Source organism: Acetobacter sp. DsW_059 (genome assembly GCF_002153695.1).
Lineage (GTDB): Bacteria > Pseudomonadota > Alphaproteobacteria > Acetobacterales > Acetobacteraceae > Acetobacter > Acetobacter thailandicus.
The window spans coordinates 16,320-36,147 of record NZ_JOPI01000041.1; the positions used below are offsets into that span (position 1 = coordinate 16,320).

Here is a 19,828-nt window from a genome sequence, read left to right on the forward strand (position 1 = left end):
TATGTTCGGACGTCCTCTTCTGCGCTTTGTTCGCAAAGACACTCATATCAACTTTATGCGCGGGCGCTTCGCCGGCCTCATTACCTCTGCCGTGTTGTCACTGGCATCACTCGGGCTGTTCTTTTACCCGGGTCTGACCCTGGGGCTCGACTTTCGTGGTGGCATTGTTGTTGAAGCAAAAACCCCGGACAATGCTGACTTTGCCAGGCTGCGCCATGCGCTGGCCAGCTCTGGTGTTGAGCATGCCTCTATTCAGACCTTTGGCAGTGACAAAGATGTTCTGATCAGGCTCGACACAGCAGTAGGTCAGAAAACTGAAGCTGTTGTTGACACTGTTCGCCATGCCATCAATGAAGCCCAGCCCGGCGCAACGGTTATCAGAGCTGATGCTGTAGGGGCATCTGTCTCTGCGGAGCTGTTCCGCAACGGCATTCTGGCTCTGGTACTCAGCCTTGGGATGATTCTGATTTATATCTGGGTTCGCTTTGAGTGGGAGTTTGCGCTGAGTGCGGTTATTACCCTTGTGCTCGACCTGACAAAAACAGTTGGCTTCCTGGTCGTTACCGGATTTGAATTTGACCTGGTTATGGTGGCAGCTATTCTGACCATTCTGGGGTATTCAACGAACGACAAAGTTGTGGTGTATGACCGGGTACGTGAAAACCTGCGCAAATACCGCACAATGCCACTGAGAGAACTGCTCGACCTTTCTATTAATGAAACGCTCAACCGTACGCTGGGCACATCCTCAACTGTTTTTCTGGCGACACTGCCTCTGGCGCTGTTTGGCGGAGCCACGCTTTCCGGCTTCGCCTGGACCATGCTTTTTGGTATTGTTGTTGGCACATCTTCTTCTATTTTCATTGCAGCCCCTCTTCTCCTGTTTATGGGAGAAAAGCGCCTGAGACGTGGTGCCAGCACGCCATCATAAAAAACGTTGCTCTCAGGTCACGGTACAAGACAAAAAATCCTGTGCCGTGGCCATTTTTATGTAAATATTTTTCATAAATTAACAGCGCTGTCACTCCGTTTCCACTACGGAATAATTGTCATAAAACCTTCTCATTCAACGCGATACAAATAGCCTAACAGAGCAGGAAGTTTCCCTGATCTGGAGTAGCAACATTGCTGGGCGCGCGGCTGTTAAAACATAAACTTTTTATCTCTGCCTCGGTTATATCCTGTCTGACCCTCGAAGCACACAGTGCTTATGCAGCACCATCTCAGATAGAAATGATGGAGCAGCAAATCAGAAATATGCAGAACCAACTTCAGCAAATGAAGGTTCACCAGGCCAAACGTGACCAGGAGATTTTCAGGCTTAAAAAAATCACCGCTGAACACATGCATCGTGTCGGCCAGGAAAAAATAGACGGACCAATCAGGTTTAGCGACAACGCAGAACTGTCAAAACGTCCTTTCCTGACAATCGGGCCATCTGACAGAAAAAATTCTCCAACCAGCTATGCCAGCATCACCGGTATGCCAGTCCCTCAGTCAGCAGCATCTTCTGAGAAAAACTTTCTGCATAAAGGACAGTTTAACGTAGGGCGTATCTCTATTACCCTGGGTGGCTTTGTTGAAATGGCCGGCATGTTCCGTTCAAGAAACGAAACATCAGATATCAGTTCAAACTTTGCTACCATCCCCTGGAAACAAAGCCCGAATGCTCATATTAATGAGTATCATCAGTCTGAACGTCAGAGCCGTTTCTCCGCACTTGTGGGCGCCAATATCTCTGACACAAAAAGCGTCTCAGGCTATACCGAGCTTGACTTCCAGGGTGCAGGCTCTTCATCCAACTCACGACAGAGCAACAGTTACGTTCTGCGCTCACGCCTGATGTATGGCGTTTATGAAGACCGCGGCAACGACTTCTATGTTATGGGCGGTCAGTCATGGTCTATGGCAACCATGTTTAAAAAAGGCATGGCTGTACGTAGCGAAGAAGTACCGCTGGTTATCGACGCACAGTATATTCCTGGCTTTACCTGGACCCGAAATACCGGCGTGCGCATTGTTAAGGGCTTCCACAACCACGAATATCATGTTGGTCTTTCGATCGAAAACCCACAATCTATCTGGGGAGGCACGGTCTACACACCAGAAGGCAAGAAGATCACTTACAACAACGCCGGTGGTCAGGTTTACAACTCAACCACAACCTACTCTACCGATGTTGCTCCCGACGTTATCCTGAAGGGAACAGCTGACCCAAGCTTTGGCCACTTTGAGGCTTATGGTCTTCTGCGCTTCCTGCATGATCGCGTTAGCCATGTCGGTGGCGGCAAAAGCAATACTGCAGTCGCCGGTGGCGGTGGCGGTGGTATGATTATCCCGATTATCAAGCACAAATTTGACTTCGAAGCTTCAGGCCTCGCCGGCTACGGTATCGGGCGCTATGGTACATCTAACCTGCCAGATGCCACAACCCGCATGAACGGCTCACCAGCCCCTCTGCCAGAAGCCCAGGCTCTGGTTGGCCTGATTGGTCACCCCACCAAAACCATCGACGTTTATGCTTATGGCGGTATGGAGCAAATCCTGAGCCGCAGCTCATATAGTGTGAACGGTAAAGCTTACGGTTATGGTAACTCACTGTTTAATGTGGCTGGCTGTAACATAGAGGACAGCCCGCTGACATGTAATGCAAATATCAAAAGAGTCGCTCAGGGCACCCTTGGTTTCTGGTGGCGTTACAGCCAGGGAGCCTATGGTACACTTGCTCTGGGCGCTCAGTTCTCTCACACAGATGTTGCCGGTTTCTCTGGCATTGGTGGCCGCCCGCATACAGACGACAATATGGCCTTTGTTTCTTTGCGCTATATGCCATTCCAGTAAAACACATCATTTCTTTTGCGTTTCAATACGATCAGGCTCTGCCGGCTTTATGCCGGCAGAGCTTTTTTATCAGATAACAACAACCAGGAAACAACCGTGTATTATTGTGCGGCTGCTCCCGAAGAGACGACCGACGAAATGGCCCGGGCAAATAAAAATACAGCCTCAAAGAGGCTATGCGACCATAAAAACCACAAGGCTTTTTCTATCAGAACCCGTTTCAGGTCAGATGAAAGTATCATTTATCTGACTATAATAACGGGTCACTAACCTGAATATGCTGAGGGTATTTAACTCTCAATAGCCGCCAGGTAAGCAATGACGGCATCTTCCGCCAGATGGAAATTCCTGTGAGAGGGATATCTCTGCGCGATGAGAATACTAAGCAACGCCTGACGATCAATTTTGGCCAGGGCTATAAGCTGCTCATGGCTGACCGCGCCTCTCATAATACGTCCGCGTGCCATCCCATTGGCAATAATATAAGAATATACCAGCGTGCGTGGCGTGGGCGTCAGGTCAAGCCCCCGGGGATGTGTCTGACAGCCACCCAGCAGGGTCACAGATAAAAGCACCACCACTGTGATGCGCTTTGTAAAATAAGTAGCAATATATTTTTTAAAATTAGTCATTAAGCTTGCTCAATATGGTAAAAAAGCCTGTTACGACAACATTGTCACAGGCTTTTTTGATCCACGACAAGCTTAACACCTATCACTCAGCGCGTTTAGATGCCAGTTCGTCGCGAATTTGCTCAAGCAAAATCTCAGTTTTGGTCGGAGCCGGCGGTGCTGCTGGTTTTGCATCCTCACGGACATGCATTTTCGTTAAAGCCTTAATCACCCAGAAAATGACCATAGCGGTAATCAGAAACTGAATAATCGCATTCAGGAACATACCAAGGTTAATGGTAACAGCCCCAACCTTCTGCGCTTCAGCCAGAGAGGTAACGTGCGGGCCCTTAAGGGTGATAAAAACGTTTGAAAAGTCGATACCACCAATAATTAAACCGATAACGGGGTTAAATACATCTTTTACCAGACTGTTTACAACACCGGTAAAAGCAGCACCGACAATGACACCAACAGCCAGGTCGACAACACTTCCGCGCATAATAAAAGCACGAAACTCAGAAACCCAGCCCGGCGTATGCACTTTCAACTTGGACTCAGCCATAAAAAACCCCTGTTATCACATGAGAGACCTGCCGTAGTTAAAGAATAAATTACGGCATGGCCAGCTTAGACTAGAAAAGAAAAGATTAAATTAACATCTGTTTTTAAGATTAAATTTTCTTTATCGCTTCATCTGTGACCTGGTTTTACATAAAATATACCTGTCTGATGATAAGTTTGAATAAGAACAGTTGATCACTTTGCAACGTGCGGCTATATGCACACGCACGCATATCCCGGTCGGCATCGGGACAACCTTGCCTGAACAGAAAGATTTTTAACATGAAAACCGGCATTCACCCTGACTATCACGAAATTAACGTCGTCATGACCGATGGCAGCGAGTACAAAACACGCTCATGCTATGGCTCAGAAGGCAGCACACTGCGCCTCGATGTTGACACAAAATCTCACCCCGCCTGGACCGGCGTTCAGCGTATGATGGACACCGGGGGCCAGGTTGCAAAGTTCAACAAACGCTTTGCCGGTATCGGTTCTCGCAAGAAATAAAATTTTGCCTTCTGGCAGAACTTGCTTCAGCCCCGCCCCTTGAAAGAGGGAGCGGGGTTTTCCATGTCTGGTATATGGCACAAACGCCCAAACGGGGTTTTGCCATAAAACAACGCAATGACCCGATTATGCTTGCCACACGGGAGCATAGTGACGGTCTGACCTTGCCAGATGAGGAGGTTTTTTTATGTCTTACGATTTTGCCCCCCTGTTTCGTTCAGCTATTGGTTTTGACAGGCTGGCACAGGTGATGGATACAGCAGCGCGCAATACATCGACCGCAAGCTATCCTCCCTATGATATTTCTAAAACAGGAAACGACAGTTACAGCCTGACAATGGCAGTCGCCGGGTTTTCCCCTGACGATATTGAGCTCGTTGTGCAGGATAACACGCTGATTGTCTCCGGCCGTGTTGGCGAGCAGCCAAAAACAGGTGAAGTTTTACACCGGGGCATTGCACGCCGGGCATTCGAACGGCGCTTTGCTCTGGCTGACCATGCTGAGGTTATAGAAGCCAGAATGGACAATGGTCTTCTCTCTGTTTCTGTGCGGCAGGTCGTGCCTGAGGCACTCAAGCCGCGTCGTATTGCCATTAGTACAGGAGCAGCAACCTCCGAATCCCTGCCGGTTGAAGCCGCGGCAACACAGCTCGCAACTGTAGCCGCATAGCTGCATCAGCCTTAAAGATTAGAAAAAAGGAGGGGTTTTTACCCCTCCTTTTTTTATATTGATGCATTTGCGTCTTGACCTCACGCACTCCCCTCCCCCATATCAACGCCTGCATAGTACGCTGGCACGCACGCACCCTCTTCGGAACGCTCCGAACCGTCGTAAACTGACCGGTGCCTGCATAAGCCGCTGCCCGACGACAGGATAAACCGATGACAACGTTACCGCTGATGCCAAAAGCCACCGCTGTGTGGCTCATTGAAAAGACAGCCCTGAGCTTTATTCAGGTGGCTGAATTTTGCGGCCTGCACCCTCTTGAGGTCCAGGCTATTGCCGATGGCGAAGTCGCTCAGGGCATCGTCGGGTATGACCCGATTGCCAACCGCCAGCTCACACAGGATGAGATCACCCGCTGCGAAGCTAATCCTGATGCCAGACTGAAAATTTTGCCAACCAATAATCCGGTTAAGCGGCGTTCAAAAGGCGCTCGTTACACTCCTGTGGCAAAACGCCATGACCGCCCGGACGGTATTGCTTTCCTGCTGCGTAACTTTCCGCAGCTCAATGACCAGGAAATTGTTAAACTACTGGGCACCACTAAAGACACCATCAGCAAAGTGCGTACCAAGCAGCACTGGAACACACCCAATATTAAACCACGTGACCCGGTTACTATTGGTCTGTGCCGCCAGGCTGACCTGAATGCTGCTGTGCAGGCAGCCACGCTGCGCCTTGAACGCGATGGCCAGGAAATTCCACAGCCTTTACCGGCAAGTGCTGAAGAGCTGCATTTTCCTGCTGAGCTGACACATACACACAGCGAAGAAGACTAAAAAAAATCGCTGGCCAGATCAAAATGGCCAGCGATTCGTCTTTTAAGGCGAAATAAATAAAAAAATCTTCAGGAAGAAAGTCTCTCTATTTCTTCTTTAAGGCGTAGTTTTTTAAGTTTGAGTGTCGTAAGAACCCGCTGGTCAGGCCTTGGACGGCCATCCTCCGATTCAATCTGCTGATCGATGCGTGAATGACGCGATTTCAGATTCGCAATTCTGGACAGAATAGTCATTAGCAACCTCCAACTTATTAACAGGTGGTTTAGGAAGCGTAGCGCAAAAAGAAATTTTTTTTATATGTTTTTTTTAATTTTTAATCGTCCAGGCATGCTCTGACCTCATAACTTTTGCACTGATATCACGTTATTCCGGTCTGCTTTTCAGATATCAGACTACATAAAAAACTGGCGCCCTGCTCATATTCCGGATCATAATCAGACCTTCTTCATCCTGACTGAGGCACGGTATTATGCTCAATGACCGCAATTTTCTTCTGAGCCAGCTTCATGAGTTACGCAGCGAACATCGTGACCTCGACACGATCATCAACCGCCTTCTTCACAGCGATGGCATTATTGACCAGCTTCAGACAGGACGCCTGAAAAAACGTAAACTTCTCCTGAGAGATAAAATTACATGGCTTGAAAATCAGCTTATCCCTGATGATATTGCCTGATCTTATTTCCTATAGCCTGAGACAGACAGATTGTGACCGTGAACGAAAAAACCGCCTTAGCCGCTTCAGTCATCGACCAGAATACCCAGCCCAAAGTTGGCATTATTATGGGCAGTCAGTCAGACTGGGAAACCATGCGTCATGCTGACCTCATCCTTACAGAGTTTGAAATTCCGCATGAAACACTGATCGTTTCTGCGCACCGCACACCTGACCGACTCGCAGAATATGCCAAAAGCGCCGCAGACCGCGGCCTGAGTGTCATTATTGCCGGTGCAGGCGGTGCAGCGCATCTGCCCGGCATGTGTGCCGCCTGGACACGCCTGCCGGTGCTGGGGGTTCCGGTTGAGTCGCGCGCACTCAAAGGTATGGACAGTCTTCTTTCCATTGTGCAGATGCCAGGTGGTGTACCTGTCGGCACCCTGGCTATCGGTGCATCAGGCGCAAAAAATGCCGCCCTGCTTGCAACTTCTGTTCTTGCTTTACATGACCCGGCTCTTGCCGCACGCCTTGATGCCTGGCGTGCTCTGCAAACTGCCTCTGTTGCCAATGCTCCAGTGACCGAAAACGAATGACCTCTCACATCACAAACGCCCCTCTTGCGCCTAATTCTATCATCGGCATTATCGGCGGAGGGCAGCTTGGGCGTATGTCAGCCATGGCTGCCGCAAAACTGGGTTTCAGAACACATATTCTGACACAGGAGGCAGATGGCCCTGCAGCTCAGGTTTCTCACGGTATTACAATCGGTGCTTATGACGATTTTGACGCCCTGAACAATTTTGTTCAGTCAGTCGATGTTATCACATTTGAATTTGAAAATATCAGCGCAGATGCGCTCGATTTTCTCTCAAAACATCGCCCTGTCAGGCCATCAGGACAGATTTTACGTATCAGCCAGGATCGTATTGCCGAAAAAACATTCCTGACTAACGCTGGCATTCCGGTCGCCCCGTGGTGCTCTGTTACTGATCTGCCCTCATTGCAGAATGCTGCTGAGACCCTTGGCTTTCCATTTATCCTGAAAACCACACGTGAGGGATATGACGGCAAAGGTCAGTGCCGCATTTACAGTGCTGATGACTTTGATAACGCTCTCAGCACATTATCGCCGCACCCTCTGGTGGCAGAGGGCATGGTTAATTTTACCTGCGAACTCAGCGTGATGGTTGTACGTGGCACAGACGGCACCATTCGCTGTTTTGACCCGGCTCAGAACCACCACGTCAATGGTATCCTTGACCTGACCCTAGCTCCGGCTCCTGTCACGGCAGAAGTCGCACATAAGGCACAGGCACTCGCTGCACAGATAGCTGAACAGCTTGATCTTACAGGCATTACCGGCGTTGAAATGTTTCTCGACCATAAAGCAAATCTGCTGGTTAATGAAATTGCACCACGCCCTCACAATTCAGGGCACTGGACTATGGATGCCTGCCCGGCCGATCAGTTTGATATGCATATTCGGGCTGTTACGGGCATGCCTCTTCCCCCCGCGCGCAGACATTCTGATGCAGTTATGAAAAATCTGGTTGGCCCTGATGATATGGCCCTGTGGCCTCAGATTATCGCAGCGCCTGCTTTACTCCCCCATCTTTACGGTAAGGCCGAGGCACGCCCGGGACGTAAAATGGGGCATGTCAACATTCTGTTCCCTTATGGCAGCCTGCCAGGTGAATTTGGTGTGCAGGATGCACTTGGCCCACTTGCCGACATAACGGCCACCAGACACTTAGCCTGAATATATGGTCAGAGCAGCCCTTCATCACAAAAACTGAAGAAGCTGTTCTGACCGACAATAATATGGTCAAGCACAGTAATATTCATCAGACGCGCGGCGTCCTGAATATGGCGCGTTAACGCAAGGTCATCTGAAGAAGGAGAAGGATCTCCACTCGGGTGATTATGCGACAGCACCAGAAACTGTGCTTTGCAGTTTACCGCTGCATGCACGACCTCTCTGGGATAAATAGGGGCCGTATCTACCGTACCCTGTCCCATAAGTTTTTCGGCAAGCAAACATTTCGCCGAATCAAAGAATAAAACACGGGCCTGCTCTCTCCCTTCCTGTGATAACATCACACGGAGGTAGGCATACAGCCATCTGGTGTTGTGCCTAACCCCTTCTTTTTTCAGATGAAATAAATGAGATCGCAGTACAGCCTCTCTGATCAGCTGAAAATAAACGATCAGTGCGGTGTGCTTTTTCAGCTCTTCTGACAACTCTTCAGCTGATGCGCTCAGTATTGCGACAAGAGAACCAAAACGAGCCATCAAGCGTACGACTATCTTTTCGCTATCATGTAAATCAGGAGCAGTCGCTCTTAAAAAAGCCTGAAGTAACTGAGCATCATCAATCTTTCCTCCAGCGGCTGCAAAACTCTGATAGTCAGCCTCTCTTTCAGCTGCCGGTCGTACTGGATAATGCCCTTCTCTGCTAAATCTGTCTTTTACTCTGTTTTTTATTTTTTTATCCACCATCAGAGCCTCTGGCTCTCACAATCCAGACTCTCCCTCCACGACCGAAAACTCAGCCAGCCGTTTTTTTTCTGAACCAGATGATCATGGAAATCGACTGATAACAACGGAGCCGCCGCCATCAGCTCTTCTATCAGCATCCTCTCCCTCTCCATCTGCTCGCCTGAGGATATATCGTCACAAGCAAGTCGCACCGTAATCAGTGCAGACGCATGATAAGCAAGAGCATGCCTCAGCAGCGCAACAGCCATACTGCACGCTGCATGGCTCCCGAGTGCAGCTCTCCGGTCAGAAGAAGTAAGGCCCGCAGCGCCTCCCTCTTCAATAATGTCATCCACCAGAATCTGATTTTTACTATCAAGAAAAAGCGCATGTAACTGCCCGCTAGGCAGACCCGCTAATGTAACATTACAATAGGTTATCAGTGCATCCCAGTTACTGATATCAAAGCGTTCTGCTCTCCCATCAGAAAAACTTAAACGCTCATTCAGGACTGGAATAAGAGCGAGAAGCCGCAAAGCCGCAGGGCCTGCGCCATGCCTGCGCAGCTCTTTTTCTGAGGCTGACAAAACACCCGACAAGGAACCAAAGGCATTGATAAGGGTCTTGGCCAGCGGCTTTGTATCGCGCCTCGGCACGCCAGGAAAAAGCAGCATCTCCAGCACCTCATAATCCTGCAATGTGCCAGCACCCTGAGACATAACACGCTCACGCATGCGCTGACGATGACCAGCCCCCCCCGTACTGGCAAAAACCTGTCTCAAATCAGCTCCCTTTCTATATCTTTTTGATGTATGCCTTTGACCTTACAAGCAAACTCTTATACCTTATCCACCCACTACTCTTTAGAGTAATTATTAATACAGAACAGGAGAAATGACAATTTCAGAGTATTCTCCTCCCCCTTATTCTTCTGAAAACACAGAAGATAATAAAGATTATTTATCACGTCTCAATACAGAACAGCGCAATGCCATTGAAACAACTGATGGCCCGCTTCTTGTTCTTGCTGGTGCCGGGACCGGAAAAACACGTGTACTGACAACACGCTTCGCACATATTCTGCTGACCGGGCGAGCTAAGCCGTGGCAGATTCTGGCGGTCACCTTTACAAACAAAGCCTCCCGCGAAATGCGCGAGCGCGTTAATGCCATTTTAGGTACCGAAACAGAACGACTCTGGCTGGGCACATTCCATGCATTGTGCACCCGTATGCTACGCCAGCACCCCGAATGCGCTGGCCTGACACATAATTTTACCATTCTCGATACAGACGATCAGCTCCGCCTTCTCAGACAGGTGATGGAGCCATGGCACATTGACACCAAACGCTGGCCAGCCCCTGGTCTGATGGGAGTTATACAACGCTGGAAAGATCGTGGCCTGACGCCCTCCGCTGTGACGGATGCAGAGGACTGCGATTTTGCAGCCGGACATGCCCGGGCCATTTATGCCGCTTATCAGACCCGCCTGCGCGAACTTGATGCCTGTGATTTTGGCGACCTGATGCTGCATGTCACAGAAATGCTGCGCACTCACCCTGAGATACTGGCACATTATCAGCGCCTGTTTCGCTATATACTCGTCGACGAGTATCAGGATACAAACACGGTTCAGTACCTCTGGCTGCGCCTGCTGGCACGCAGACAGGGTGAAGTCTCTAACATTTGCTGTGTAGGCGACGACGACCAGTCAATATATTCGTGGCGCGGTGCAGAAATAGCCAATATTCTCCGCTTTGAGCAGGACTTCCCCGGAGCTCAGGTTGTACGTCTTGAGCGCAACTACCGCTCCACCCGGCATATTCTCGGGGCAGCCGCAGGGCTTATTGCCCATAATACAGAGCGCCTGGGCAAAACACTGCGCACAGGTCGCAATGACAACCAGCCTGCGGCAAAGGTTGTTGTGACCGGAGTGGAAGACTCTGAGATCGAGGCTCTGGCTATCTGCACAGAGGCTGATTCCCTGCACAGACAAGGCCATTCGCTGGCCGAAATGGCCATTCTGGTACGGGCAGGCTTTCAGACACGCGCCTTTGAAGAACGACTGATGCAGACAGGGCTGCCCTATCGTATTATCGGCGGCACCCGTTTTTATGAACGGGCTGAAATTCGTGATGCTCTGGCCTACCTGCGCCTGTTACATAACCCGGCAGATAACCTGGCATTTGAACGTATTATCAACGTACCAAAACGTGGGATTGGCCCTGCAAGCCTGCAAAAACTTCATACAGCCTCACGCAGCGAACAGGTCCCTTTATTTGCCGGCACGGAGATGATGTTAAGCCGCGGAGAGCTGAAGGGAAAAATTGCAGAACACCTTAACAGCTTTGTCAGCGCACTGCTCAGCACGCAAAGCCTCCTTCAGCGCGAAGGACACGTACAAGCCGCGGAATATCTGCTTGAGGCCAGCGGCTACCTCGATATGTGGCGTAATGACCGCTCACCCGAAGCACCAGGGAGGCTGGAGAATCTGAAGGAGCTGGTGCGTGCTCTGACAGATTTTGGCACGTTAGGGGAGTTTCTTGAGCATATTGCTCTGGTTATGGAGCACGATGACAAAACCGCCAGTGAAGCCAAACTCTCTCTCATGACACTGCACGGTGCTAAAGGCCTGGAATTTGATATTGTCTTCCTGCCAGGGTGGGAGGAAGGGGTTTTCCCCTCGCAGCGCACTCTGGATGACGGTGGACAGAAAGGCCTGGAAGAAGAACGCCGCCTTGCCTATGTGGGCATTACCCGCGCACGCCTGCATGCCCTGATTTACCATGCCGGCCGGCGCCGCACCTATACAGGCTGGCAGCCATCCATGCCCAGCCGCTTTCTTGATGAACTGCCTGAAGAGCACGTTACCCGCAAAAATGACGGTATACCACGCCAGAAAAGCCTGCGTGATGAATCGCTTTTCAGTCAGGGTATTATGAATAATGGCCACAGACAGGGTTCCTTCTCCGCCCCCTCCGGAGGTCCTTCTTTCCAGCCTGGTGAACAGGTCACCCACCCCCGCTTTGGCAATGGCATCGTGCTGAATGTAGAGCACACCCATCTTGAAATTGTTTTTGAAAATGGCCAGACAAAGCGTCTCCTTTCCTCTTTTGTAAAGAAAATCTGATGACCGCTCCCTCCCGCAGACACGCTACGGCTCTTGAAACGGTCTCGGTCACCATTCCGGAGAGTGCTGTCGAGGCCTACGAAAACGCCATAGGCACCGTATGCACCACAGTTGGCCTGTTTGAAGCTAACCCTGAGGGCACTCTATGGCGTGTTGAGGGTGTTAAAGATGCAGGGCATCGCGATGATGAACTTGCTGCGGCTCTGGCCCTGGCCAGTCTGATAAGCTCTGTTGACGCCCCTCTGCACCGCGAAGCGACTGAGGCCGAAGGCTGGCTTGCCCGCACCTATGAATCTTTCCCCGAACAACAGGTCGGGCAACGTTTCGTTATTCGTGGCACACACCTGCCTGACACCCCTGATAAAACCCGTATCGTGCTGACACTTGATGCCGGCGTGGCCTTCGGCTCGGGCGAACATGGCTCAACCCGTGGCTGCCTGCGTGCCCTTGAATGGATGGCTTACCGCAAACCGCGCCGCATCCTCGATCTGGGGTGTGGTTCGGGCATTCTGGCCATGGCTGCAGCGGCCCTGCTGCACCGTAAAGTTCTCGCTGTAGATATCGAGCCCTGGTCTGTGCGGGTTTCAGCGTCCAACGCCGCACGCAACAGGCTGGCACATGCCCTGACATGCCGGCTGGGCAATGGCTGGCGCACCCCTGAAATTCGCCGTCAGGCACCTTATGATCTTGTCTTTGCCAATATTCTGGCACGCCCTCTTTGCCTGATGGCCAAAGACATGGCGATCAACCTGGCACCTGGCGGCACTGCCATTCTTGCAGGCCTGCTACGCACCCAGATTCCTATGGTACTGAGCGCTCACCGCCGTCAGGGGCTGGTTTTAGAAAAAACCTTTGCTGAAGGTGACTGGGCCACTCTGGTACTGCGCAAGCCGTTCGCCCTGCCCGCACATAAATCATGATTATCTGATAACCTGCTCTCATACTCCCCTGAGTATGGGAGCTTGCCTGTTTTCTGATCTGTTGTTTTCACTATGAGGTCTCTTTTATGCCTTCCACGTCTGCCAGCCGTCTTGCCGCCCTCCGCACCCTTCTTAAACAGGAGCAGCTTGACGGACTTATCATTCCGCACAGTGATGAGTTTCTGGGAGAATACATTCCCGCCTGCGCAGAACGTCTGGCATGGGCAACAGGCTTTACCGGCAGTGCCGGTCTGGCGATTGCCCTGAACTCAGCTGCCTCTGTCTTTTCTGACGGACGTTATATTACGCAAATGGATCAGCAGGTTGATCAGGCCAGCTGGCAGTGTAACCATATTTACGAAACACCCCCCTCACTCTGGCTGGCACAGAATACCTCAGCCGGGCAGCGTATCGGCTATGATTCCCGCACTATCAGCCACTCTGAACTCAGCGCGATTAAAGCCGCCTGCTCACATCTCGAATTTATTGCCACCAGCGGCAACCTGATCGACCGTTTATGGACTGACCGGCCAGCTTTCCCCGCTGGTCCTGCTGCCGTTCATCCACTTGTTTATGCTGGCGAGGCCTCTCTCAGCAAACGCACGAGACTGGCTAAAAAACTTACGGCAACCGGAGCTGATGCAGTTGTGCTCAGCGATTCTGCCTCTGTCGCCTGGCTGCTGAATATTCGCGGGCGTGATATTCCGTGCACACCTGTGGTCCTGGCCTTTGCCCTGCTGCATAAAGATGCAAGCGTTGACCTGTTTGTTGAGCGCAGCAAACTGCCAGAAGATGTTAAGACCTGGCTGGGTGATGACGTTCGTATTCACGCTCCTGAGCAGATGGAGCAGGTGCTGGCTACCCTTAAAGGAAAAACAGTCAGTGTTGACCCGGCAACCAGCGCTGTATGGTTTGCAGAGACACTAACGCATTATCATGCTGTTATTAAAGAAAATTCTGACCCATGCCTGCTTCCCAAAGCTCTGAAAAATGCCACCGAACAGGCAGGCGCGCGCGAAGCGCACCTTAAAGATGGTGCCGCTCTGTGCCGTTTCCTTCACTGGCTGGATGAACATGCACACACCACATCAGAACTTGAAGCCGCAATAAAGCTCGACTCTTTTCGTGCTGAGGAGGAAGGGTATTGTGAGGAATCCTTTAATGCGATTTCTGGTGCAGGGCCTAACGGGGCTGTCATTCATTACCGCGTCACCAAAGAAAGCAACCGCCCTCTGCACGCAAATGAGGTGTATCTGATTGATAGCGGCGGGCAATACCCCGAAGGTACAACCGACGTCACCCGCACGGTGTGGACCGGCCCTGACACCCCGCCACAGCAGCTTAAAGAAACATTTACCAGAGTACTTAAAGGGAACCTCCGCCTGGGGCGTGTGTGCTTTCCGGCCGGTACAGCCGGTCACGCGCTTGATACGCTGGCCCGTTTTGACCTGTGGCAGGCCGGACTTGATTACGACCATGGCACCGGCCATGGTGTTGGCAGCTTTCTTTCTGTGCATGAAGGGCCTGTACGCATCTCTAAAGTGCCCGGCTCGATTGCTGTTCAGGAAGGGATGATTCTCTCCAACGAGCCTGGTTATTATAAAACCGGTGCGTTTGGCATACGCCTTGAAACGCTGATTCTGGCTCAGCCCTTCATGGCTAACGACAACGTGAAACCCTTCCTGTCGTTTGAAACACTCACGCTTGTACCATTTGACCGCACACTGACAGACCTGAAAACACTGGGAGCAGAGGACACCGAACGGCTCAATGCCTACCACGCCCGCGTGCTCAGGCTGATTGGCCCCCGCCTGCAGGGTGAAGCCCGTTTATGGCTTGAGAAGGCCTGCGCTCCCCTCGTCTGAGTATAGCTGCCTCGACAAAATGGTATAGTCACGCAAATGGGAATCGCATCGACCGGTAAACAGGCGCAAAAAGAGCGGGCAACGTAAGGAGCTTCGAGTATGACTAAAGACAGCAAGACTATTCCTGCAACCCTTATTCCAGGTGACGGTATTGGTCCGGAAATTATGGACTCAGTCGTCGAGATTCTGGATACTGTCGGTGCCCCGTTCGTATGGGACAAACAACTCGCCGGCATGGCAGGAGTAGATGCGGTCAACGACCCACTGCCCAAACAGACCATTGAAAGTATCCGCCGTACGTCTCTGGCTCTCAAAGGCCCGCTGACAACACCTGTTGGTGGTGGCTTCAAGTCAATTAACGTCACAATGCGCCAGGAGTTTGGTCTGTTCGCTAATATGCGCCCGACCAAAACCATCATTCCTGGTGGTCGTTACGAAGATATTGACTTCGTTATGTTCCGTGAAAACCTTGAGGGCTACTACGCTGCTATGGAACATTATGTTCCTGTCGGTGATGACCCAAAAGGAATCGCTCTGAGCACCGGCTACAACTCACGTGCTGAGTGTCGTCGTATTGTTAAATTTGCGTTCGACTATGCTGTTGCCAACAACCGTAAAACGGTAACGCTGGTTCATAAAGCTAACATTCTTAAACTGCTGACCGGTATTTTCCTTGAAGAAGGCCGCAAAGTTGCAGAAGAATATAAAGGCCGCATTGAATTCAACGACCGTATTGTTGATGCCTGTGCAATGCAGCTTGTCACTAACCCATGGCAGTTTGATGTTATCGTAACAACGAACCTGTTTGGTGACATCCTCTCCGACCTGGCATCGGGTCTTGTTGGCGGCCTGGGTATGGCACCTGGTGCAAATATTGGCGAAAAAGCTGCTGTGTTTGAAGCTGTTCATGGCTCGGCTCCTGACATCGCCGGTAAAGGCCTTGCCAACCCGCTGGCCCTGCTTATGGCAGCAGTTATGATGCTGCAGCATGTTGGCCGTCAGGACCTGGCTGACCGCATTAACCATGGCATCAAAAAAACCATCACAGAGGGCGGTATTCGCACCAAAGACCTGGGTGGCAATGCAACCACAAAAGATCTGACTGCAGCTCTGAAACAGCAGCTGTCCTGATCTGATATTACGAAGAGGAGGATTTCCCTCCTCTTCTTACAAACAGACACAGTGCCGGAAGAGTGACAGAACAATGAGCACATTATTCCCCGGGCTGTGGCCTGTTCTGCCACTTTTACCAGCCTGTGACATCAAAGTAACGCAACCGCCTGGAACACTGTCACCAGAAATCCAGACTGAAGCCAGCCATATATGGGCGAAAGCCTGTGAAGCACGGCCTGAGTTATTTAACGGCTGTGTTTTTTCTGCAGACCATGTCAGCCGCACCTGTATTACCGGACACTGGACAGAATATCGCCTGGTGCTGGCACAGATGAAAAATCCCTCTCTTTTCAGCAAGCTAAAGCTTAACCCTCTTGCCGTGACCGGCCTGCTGCGCACCCCGCAGGGGTACGTTTTAGGGCGCAGACACCCCTCCTCCGTTTACCAGGGGAATTTCTGGCAAAGCCCACCCGCTGGCAGTATCGAAAAACGTGAGGCATCTGACGCCGTTAATCTGAAAGAACAGCTTCTGGCTGAAGCAGAAGAAGAACTCGGACTTCCCCCGGACAGCATCGAAGTCAGTTCACCCCGACTGATCGTCAGGCACCCTGGCACCCGCATTCTCGATGTCTGCCTCTATATGACCACCCACCTGACTTTCGACGCGGTCGAAACATGCTGGAAGCAGAGTGGCAACACAGAATATGACCAGCTTATTTTGTTAACGGACCAGCACATTGCTCAATGGGCAAAACGGCCCGACCTTCTGCCAACCAGCAAAGCGCTCCTGAACTGCCGTCCTGCTGTATAATATTTTAAAGCTTTTTTATAAAATACGCTGTTAACACCGGATAGTATAACAGCATACATAACGGCCTGACCTTGCCTCGACTGTAAACCATGCCAAGACACGGGACATTTTATCTGCCCTCTTCAGAAAACAGCTGTGTTACTTTTCCTGTTTTTTATTGTCTGTCTGACAGGAAGAAAAACAAGATCACCTCTGAAAGCAGAGGCGATCTTTAAAGAATTTCAGCTCACTTCGAGACCAATCTGCCTGATATCATGGAAGCTGATATCGGGATTTTGCTCCTGCGTACGACGCATCATGAAAGAGGATGATGCAAGAAAAACAGGATGATCATCAAGGTCATCCGCCATTGCGCTACGGTTCACCTGAGCAAAGGATTCGATTTTATCGCGTGGCCCGGAAACCCAGCGCGCCAGCGAGAACGGCACTGCATCAAAGCCTATCGCCACACCATATTCAGCTTTAAGGCGAGCCTGCAAAACATCAAGCTGGAGGGTACCAACAACGCCAACAATCGGCTGCGCACCATCCTGCGGGCGGAATAACTGCACAACGCCTTCCTCAGCCAGCTGCATCAGCGCCTGTTTCAGCTTTTTAGCTTTCATAGCATCATCAAGCCTGACACGACGCAAAATCTCCGGAGCAAAATGCGGCACCCCGGTAAATTGCAGGTCTTCATTCTCAGTCAGTGTATCACCAATGCGCAGGGTACCATGATTGGGAATACCGACCACATCCCCTGCAAAAGCTTCTTCAGCCAGCTGACGATCACGTGCAAAAAAGAACTGTGGCGTATGTACCGCAAAGCTCTTACCCGTGCGGGCATGGCGCAGTCGCATACCGCGTACCAGCTTGCCCGAACAAATACGGGCAAAGGCAATACGGTCACGGTGATTAGGGTCCATATTCGCCTGGATTTTAAAAACCAGAGCCGTCATATCAGGTTCAGCAGCACTGACCGTGCGGTTTTCAGCCTTCTGATCGCGCGGAGACGGACCAAACGCCACCAGAGCATCCAGCAGGTCAAGAACACCGATTTCTTTCATCGCACTGCCAAAGAAAACAGGTGTCAGATGACCCGCATCAAAAGCCTCACGGTCGAACTCAGGTAAAGCGGCTTCTGCCAGCTCAAGCTCTTCTGCCAGCTGCACACGCCTGGGATCAGTTTCAGGAATATCCTCCTGAGTATGAAGCTTTTTCGTTAAAAAATCATACGTACCGATAAAGCCCGCAGCACGTCCGACCGGCCAGGTTGCCGGGGCTGTGTCAAGCGCCAGCGAGGAACCAACCTCATCAAGCAAAGCAAATGGGTCCTGTGCTTCACGGTCCATTTTATTGATAAAGGTAACGATAGGAATATCACGCAGACGGCAGATTTCGAACAGTTTGCGTGTACGGTCCTCAATACCTTTGGCCGCATCAATAACCATAACAGCAGAATCAACGGCCGTCAGAGTACGATATGTATCTTCAGAGAAGTCTTCATGGCCCGGGGTATCAAGCAGATTAAAAATACACCCGCCATATTCAAACGTCATAACCGAACTGACAACTGAAATGCCACGGTCACGTTCGATATTCATCCAGTCAGAGCGGGTTCTGCGACGTTCGCCCTTGGCACGCACATTACCGGCAAGCTGAATAGCACCGCCGGCACGCAGAATACGTTCTGTCAGGGTTGTTTTACCTGCATCCGGATGGGAAATGATAGCAAACGTACGACGACGCGCGATTTCCGTGGTCAGTTCAGTTACGGGCATATCATCAGGCATGGCAGCTCATCCGGCTGGAAAAGAAAACAGGGTAAAACGGCAAACGCCGGGCAGAGGCAAAGCCCCACCCGGCGTTGTGCTGATCAGAAACGAAACTATTAACGTGAATAGAATTCGACGACCAGGTTTGGTTCCATCTGTACCGGATAAGGTACGTCAGAGAATTTAGGACCACGCAGGAAGGTGCCCTTCATCTGGCGGTGATCAGCTTCCATATATTCAGGAACGTCACGCTCATTGGTCTGCGTCGCGTCAAGAACAATAGCAAGCTGTTTTGATTTTTCACGCAGTTCGATAACGTCACCATCTTTAACAAGGTAAGATGGGATGTTCATTTTACGACCATTAACCGTAATGTGGCCATGGTTGATGAACTGACGTGCTGCGAACGGTGTGATCGCAAATTTCATACGGTAAATTACCGCATCCAGACGACGCTCGAGCAGGTTGATCAGGTTTTCTGATGTATCACCTTTACGACGAACAGCTTCCTGGTAGTAACGACGGAACTGTTTTTCGCTGATGTTACCGTAGTAACCTTTCAGCTTCTGCTTAGCCATCAGCTGTACTGAGAAGTCAGATGGTTTGCTTTTACGACGCTGCCCGTGCTGACCTGGGCCATACTCACGGCGGTTAACCGGAGATTTTGCACGACCCCAGAGGTTTACACCCAGGCGGCGGTTAATTTTGTACTTGCTCTCAAGGCGCTTAGACATCTGGCGCTCTTCACTTCCATTTCTGCCAGAAAACAAAAACTGAACACAGTTTTCTTTCTCTGACGATTACACCGGTAGTCTCTGTCCCCCACGGATCAGAGCGGGCACAACTCGTATCACTGGCAAACGGGAGCATAAATCCGTTCGCGGCAGCCGACCTGTCCACATTCCCGACAATGAGAGTTGCCATTACGTAAAGGTGCCTCTTCTGTCAACTTATCTTTGCATACTTAACACAAATATTCGGTGATATATAAAGAGAAGTAAGTCAGGCTGCCGACGTGATATTTGCAACCAGCTTATAAACACAGGCTGTCGGCTATAATCAAAGGAGCTC

The 19,828-nt window shown here is 50.8% G+C and carries 21 protein-coding genes; 13 read left to right on the forward strand and 8 right to left on the reverse strand.

The genetic code is table 11. The features are described from left to right. Window position 1 precedes the first annotated feature (1 nt). Together secF and HK25_RS09515 are read left to right on the forward strand one after the other, a co-directional pair. Complete coding sequence (gene secF, locus HK25_RS09510; protein ID WP_086636052.1) at window positions 2–931, forward strand: protein translocase subunit SecF; 930 nt, start codon at window positions 2–4, stop codon at window positions 929–931. A 347-nt stretch (window positions 932–1,278) separates the two neighbouring features. Continuing rightward, window positions 1,279–2,841 carry a hypothetical protein gene (locus HK25_RS09515; protein ID WP_233127784.1) on the forward strand — a complete coding sequence of 521 codons (1,563 nt, stop codon included), beginning with the start codon at window positions 1,279–1,281 and terminating at the stop codon, window positions 2,839–2,841. A 101-nt stretch (window positions 2,842–2,942) separates the two neighbouring features. On the opposite strand, the gene HK25_RS12975 is transcribed toward HK25_RS09515, so the two are convergent. From HK25_RS12975 to mscL, 3 genes are all read right to left on the reverse strand, one after another. Further along, window positions 2,943–3,083: a hypothetical protein gene (locus HK25_RS12975; protein ID WP_158092942.1), complete on the reverse strand. Its 141-nt coding sequence runs from the start codon at window positions 3,081–3,083 to the stop codon at window positions 2,943–2,945. Between the two features lie 48 nt (window positions 3,084–3,131). After that, window positions 3,132–3,473 (reverse strand): hypothetical protein, encoded by a 342-nt coding sequence (locus tag HK25_RS09520; protein WP_086636053.1) that lies wholly within the window; start codon window positions 3,471–3,473, stop codon window positions 3,132–3,134. 82 nt (window positions 3,474–3,555) lie between these two features. Further along, window positions 3,556–4,017 carry a large-conductance mechanosensitive channel protein MscL gene (mscL, locus tag HK25_RS09525; protein WP_086554102.1) on the reverse strand — a complete coding sequence of 154 codons (462 nt, stop codon included), beginning with the start codon at window positions 4,015–4,017 and terminating at the stop codon, window positions 3,556–3,558. Window positions 4,018–4,298: 281 nt separating this feature from the next. Here mscL and rpmE point away from each other — a divergent pair, with 281 nt between their 5' ends. The 3 genes from rpmE (at window position 4,299) to HK25_RS09540 (ending at window position 6,029) form a co-directional block, all read left to right on the forward strand. After that, a complete protein-coding gene (gene rpmE / locus HK25_RS09530) occupies window positions 4,299–4,526 on the forward strand; it encodes a 50S ribosomal protein L31 (protein ID WP_086554101.1) in 228 nt (75 codons plus the stop codon). 187 nt (window positions 4,527–4,713) lie between these two features. Next, entirely contained in the window at window positions 4,714–5,196 is a 483-nt protein-coding gene (locus HK25_RS09535) for an Hsp20 family protein (RefSeq protein ID WP_086554100.1), read from the forward strand. Window positions 5,197–5,408: 212 nt separating this feature from the next. Beyond that, a complete protein-coding gene (locus tag HK25_RS09540) occupies window positions 5,409–6,029 on the forward strand; it encodes a DUF1013 domain-containing protein (RefSeq protein WP_086554099.1) in 621 nt (206 codons plus the stop codon). A 68-nt stretch (window positions 6,030–6,097) separates the two neighbouring features. Here HK25_RS09540 and HK25_RS09545 read toward each other — a convergent pair whose 3' ends face one another. Then, complete coding sequence (locus tag HK25_RS09545; protein ID WP_086554098.1) at window positions 6,098–6,262, reverse strand: DUF465 domain-containing protein; 165 nt, start codon at window positions 6,260–6,262, stop codon at window positions 6,098–6,100. Window positions 6,263–6,498: 236 nt separating this feature from the next. Between HK25_RS09545 and HK25_RS09550 the strand changes: the two genes are divergently transcribed. The 3 genes from HK25_RS09550 to HK25_RS09560 are packed head-to-tail and all read left to right on the forward strand — an operon-like array spanning window position 6,499 to window position 8,446. Further along, entirely contained in the window at window positions 6,499–6,705 is a 207-nt protein-coding gene (locus tag HK25_RS09550) for a YdcH family protein (protein ID WP_086554097.1), read from the forward strand. A gap of 38 nt (window positions 6,706–6,743) precedes the next feature. Beyond that, window positions 6,744–7,280, forward strand: coding sequence for a 5-(carboxyamino)imidazole ribonucleotide mutase (purE, locus tag HK25_RS09555; RefSeq protein WP_255375960.1), 537 nt, complete (start codon window positions 6,744–6,746; stop codon window positions 7,278–7,280). Continuing rightward, a complete protein-coding gene (locus HK25_RS09560) occupies window positions 7,277–8,446 on the forward strand; it encodes a 5-(carboxyamino)imidazole ribonucleotide synthase (protein ID WP_086636054.1) in 1,170 nt (389 codons plus the stop codon). The genes purE and HK25_RS09560 overlap by 4 nt, the downstream gene beginning before the upstream one ends. 8 nt (window positions 8,447–8,454) lie before the next feature. Here the strand turns inward: HK25_RS09560 and HK25_RS09565 are convergent, their stop codons facing one another. Continuing rightward, window positions 8,455–9,186 carry a RadC family protein gene (locus tag HK25_RS09565; RefSeq protein ID WP_086636055.1) on the reverse strand — a complete coding sequence of 244 codons (732 nt, stop codon included), beginning with the start codon at window positions 9,184–9,186 and terminating at the stop codon, window positions 8,455–8,457. Then, entirely contained in the window at window positions 9,186–9,947 is a 762-nt protein-coding gene (locus HK25_RS09570; RefSeq protein WP_086636056.1) for a RadC family protein, read from the reverse strand. Before HK25_RS09570 ends, HK25_RS09565 begins: the two co-directional genes overlap by 1 nt. A 112-nt stretch (window positions 9,948–10,059) precedes the next feature. On the opposite strand from HK25_RS09570, the gene HK25_RS09575 reads away from it, so the two are divergent. The 5 genes from HK25_RS09575 (at window position 10,060) to HK25_RS09595 (ending at window position 17,003) form a co-directional block, all read left to right on the forward strand. Further along, window positions 10,060–12,294, forward strand: coding sequence for an ATP-dependent helicase (locus tag HK25_RS09575; protein ID WP_086636057.1), 2,235 nt, complete (start codon window positions 10,060–10,062; stop codon window positions 12,292–12,294). Then, window positions 12,294–13,214 (forward strand): 50S ribosomal protein L11 methyltransferase, encoded by a 921-nt coding sequence (locus HK25_RS09580; protein WP_086554092.1) that lies wholly within the window; start codon window positions 12,294–12,296, stop codon window positions 13,212–13,214. Before HK25_RS09575 ends, HK25_RS09580 begins: the two co-directional genes overlap by 1 nt. A gap of 86 nt (window positions 13,215–13,300) precedes the next feature. Next, window positions 13,301–15,079, forward strand: coding sequence for an aminopeptidase P family protein (locus HK25_RS09585; protein WP_086636058.1), 1,779 nt, complete (start codon window positions 13,301–13,303; stop codon window positions 15,077–15,079). Between the two features lie 99 nt (window positions 15,080–15,178). Next, window positions 15,179–16,210, forward strand: coding sequence for an isocitrate/isopropylmalate dehydrogenase family protein (locus tag HK25_RS09590; protein ID WP_086636059.1), 1,032 nt, complete (start codon window positions 15,179–15,181; stop codon window positions 16,208–16,210). Between the two features lie 73 nt (window positions 16,211–16,283). After that, the gene (locus HK25_RS09595) at window positions 16,284–17,003 is read left to right on the forward strand and encodes a phosphohydrolase (RefSeq protein ID WP_086636060.1); all 720 of its coding nucleotides are present in this window, start codon (window positions 16,284–16,286) and stop codon (window positions 17,001–17,003) included. Between the two features lie 221 nt (window positions 17,004–17,224). On the opposite strand, the gene HK25_RS09600 is transcribed toward HK25_RS09595, so the two are convergent. Next, window positions 17,225–18,775: a peptide chain release factor 3 gene (locus HK25_RS09600; RefSeq protein ID WP_086554088.1), complete on the reverse strand. Its 1,551-nt coding sequence runs from the start codon at window positions 18,773–18,775 to the stop codon at window positions 17,225–17,227. Between the two features lie 98 nt (window positions 18,776–18,873). Next, the gene (gene rpsD, locus HK25_RS09605) at window positions 18,874–19,491 is read right to left on the reverse strand and encodes a 30S ribosomal protein S4 (RefSeq protein WP_086554087.1); all 618 of its coding nucleotides are present in this window, start codon (window positions 19,489–19,491) and stop codon (window positions 18,874–18,876) included. Window positions 19,492–19,828 lie beyond the last annotated feature (337 nt).

Coding starts and splice junctions, on each gene's coding strand:
- secF (WP_086636052.1), top strand. CDS start 2: ATGTTCGGACGTCCTCTTCTGCGCTTTGTTCGCAAAGACACTCATATC.
- HK25_RS09515 (WP_233127784.1), top strand. CDS start 1,279: ATGAAGGTTCACCAGGCCAAACGTGACCAGGAGATTTTCAGGCTTAAA.
- HK25_RS12975 (WP_158092942.1), bottom strand. CDS start 3,083: ATGATACTTTCATCTGACCTGAAACGGGTTCTGATAGAAAAAGCCTTG.
- HK25_RS09520 (WP_086636053.1), bottom strand. CDS start 3,473: ATGACTAATTTTAAAAAATATATTGCTACTTATTTTACAAAGCGCATC.
- mscL (WP_086554102.1), bottom strand. CDS start 4,017: ATGGCTGAGTCCAAGTTGAAAGTGCATACGCCGGGCTGGGTTTCTGAG.
- rpmE (WP_086554101.1), top strand. CDS start 4,299: ATGAAAACCGGCATTCACCCTGACTATCACGAAATTAACGTCGTCATG.
- HK25_RS09535 (WP_086554100.1), top strand. CDS start 4,714: ATGTCTTACGATTTTGCCCCCCTGTTTCGTTCAGCTATTGGTTTTGAC.
- HK25_RS09540 (WP_086554099.1), top strand. CDS start 5,409: ATGACAACGTTACCGCTGATGCCAAAAGCCACCGCTGTGTGGCTCATT.
- HK25_RS09545 (WP_086554098.1), bottom strand. CDS start 6,262: ATGACTATTCTGTCCAGAATTGCGAATCTGAAATCGCGTCATTCACGC.
- HK25_RS09550 (WP_086554097.1), top strand. CDS start 6,499: ATGCTCAATGACCGCAATTTTCTTCTGAGCCAGCTTCATGAGTTACGC.
- HK25_RS09560 (WP_086636054.1), top strand. CDS start 7,277: ATGACCTCTCACATCACAAACGCCCCTCTTGCGCCTAATTCTATCATC.
- HK25_RS09565 (WP_086636055.1), bottom strand. CDS start 9,186: ATGGTGGATAAAAAAATAAAAAACAGAGTAAAAGACAGATTTAGCAGA.
- HK25_RS09575 (WP_086636057.1), top strand. CDS start 10,060: ATGACAATTTCAGAGTATTCTCCTCCCCCTTATTCTTCTGAAAACACA.
- HK25_RS09580 (WP_086554092.1), top strand. CDS start 12,294: ATGACCGCTCCCTCCCGCAGACACGCTACGGCTCTTGAAACGGTCTCG.
- HK25_RS09585 (WP_086636058.1), top strand. CDS start 13,301: ATGCCTTCCACGTCTGCCAGCCGTCTTGCCGCCCTCCGCACCCTTCTT.
- HK25_RS09590 (WP_086636059.1), top strand. CDS start 15,179: ATGACTAAAGACAGCAAGACTATTCCTGCAACCCTTATTCCAGGTGAC.
- HK25_RS09595 (WP_086636060.1), top strand. CDS start 16,284: ATGAGCACATTATTCCCCGGGCTGTGGCCTGTTCTGCCACTTTTACCA.
- HK25_RS09600 (WP_086554088.1), bottom strand. CDS start 18,775: ATGCCTGATGATATGCCCGTAACTGAACTGACCACGGAAATCGCGCGT.
- rpsD (WP_086554087.1), bottom strand. CDS start 19,491: ATGTCTAAGCGCCTTGAGAGCAAGTACAAAATTAACCGCCGCCTGGGT.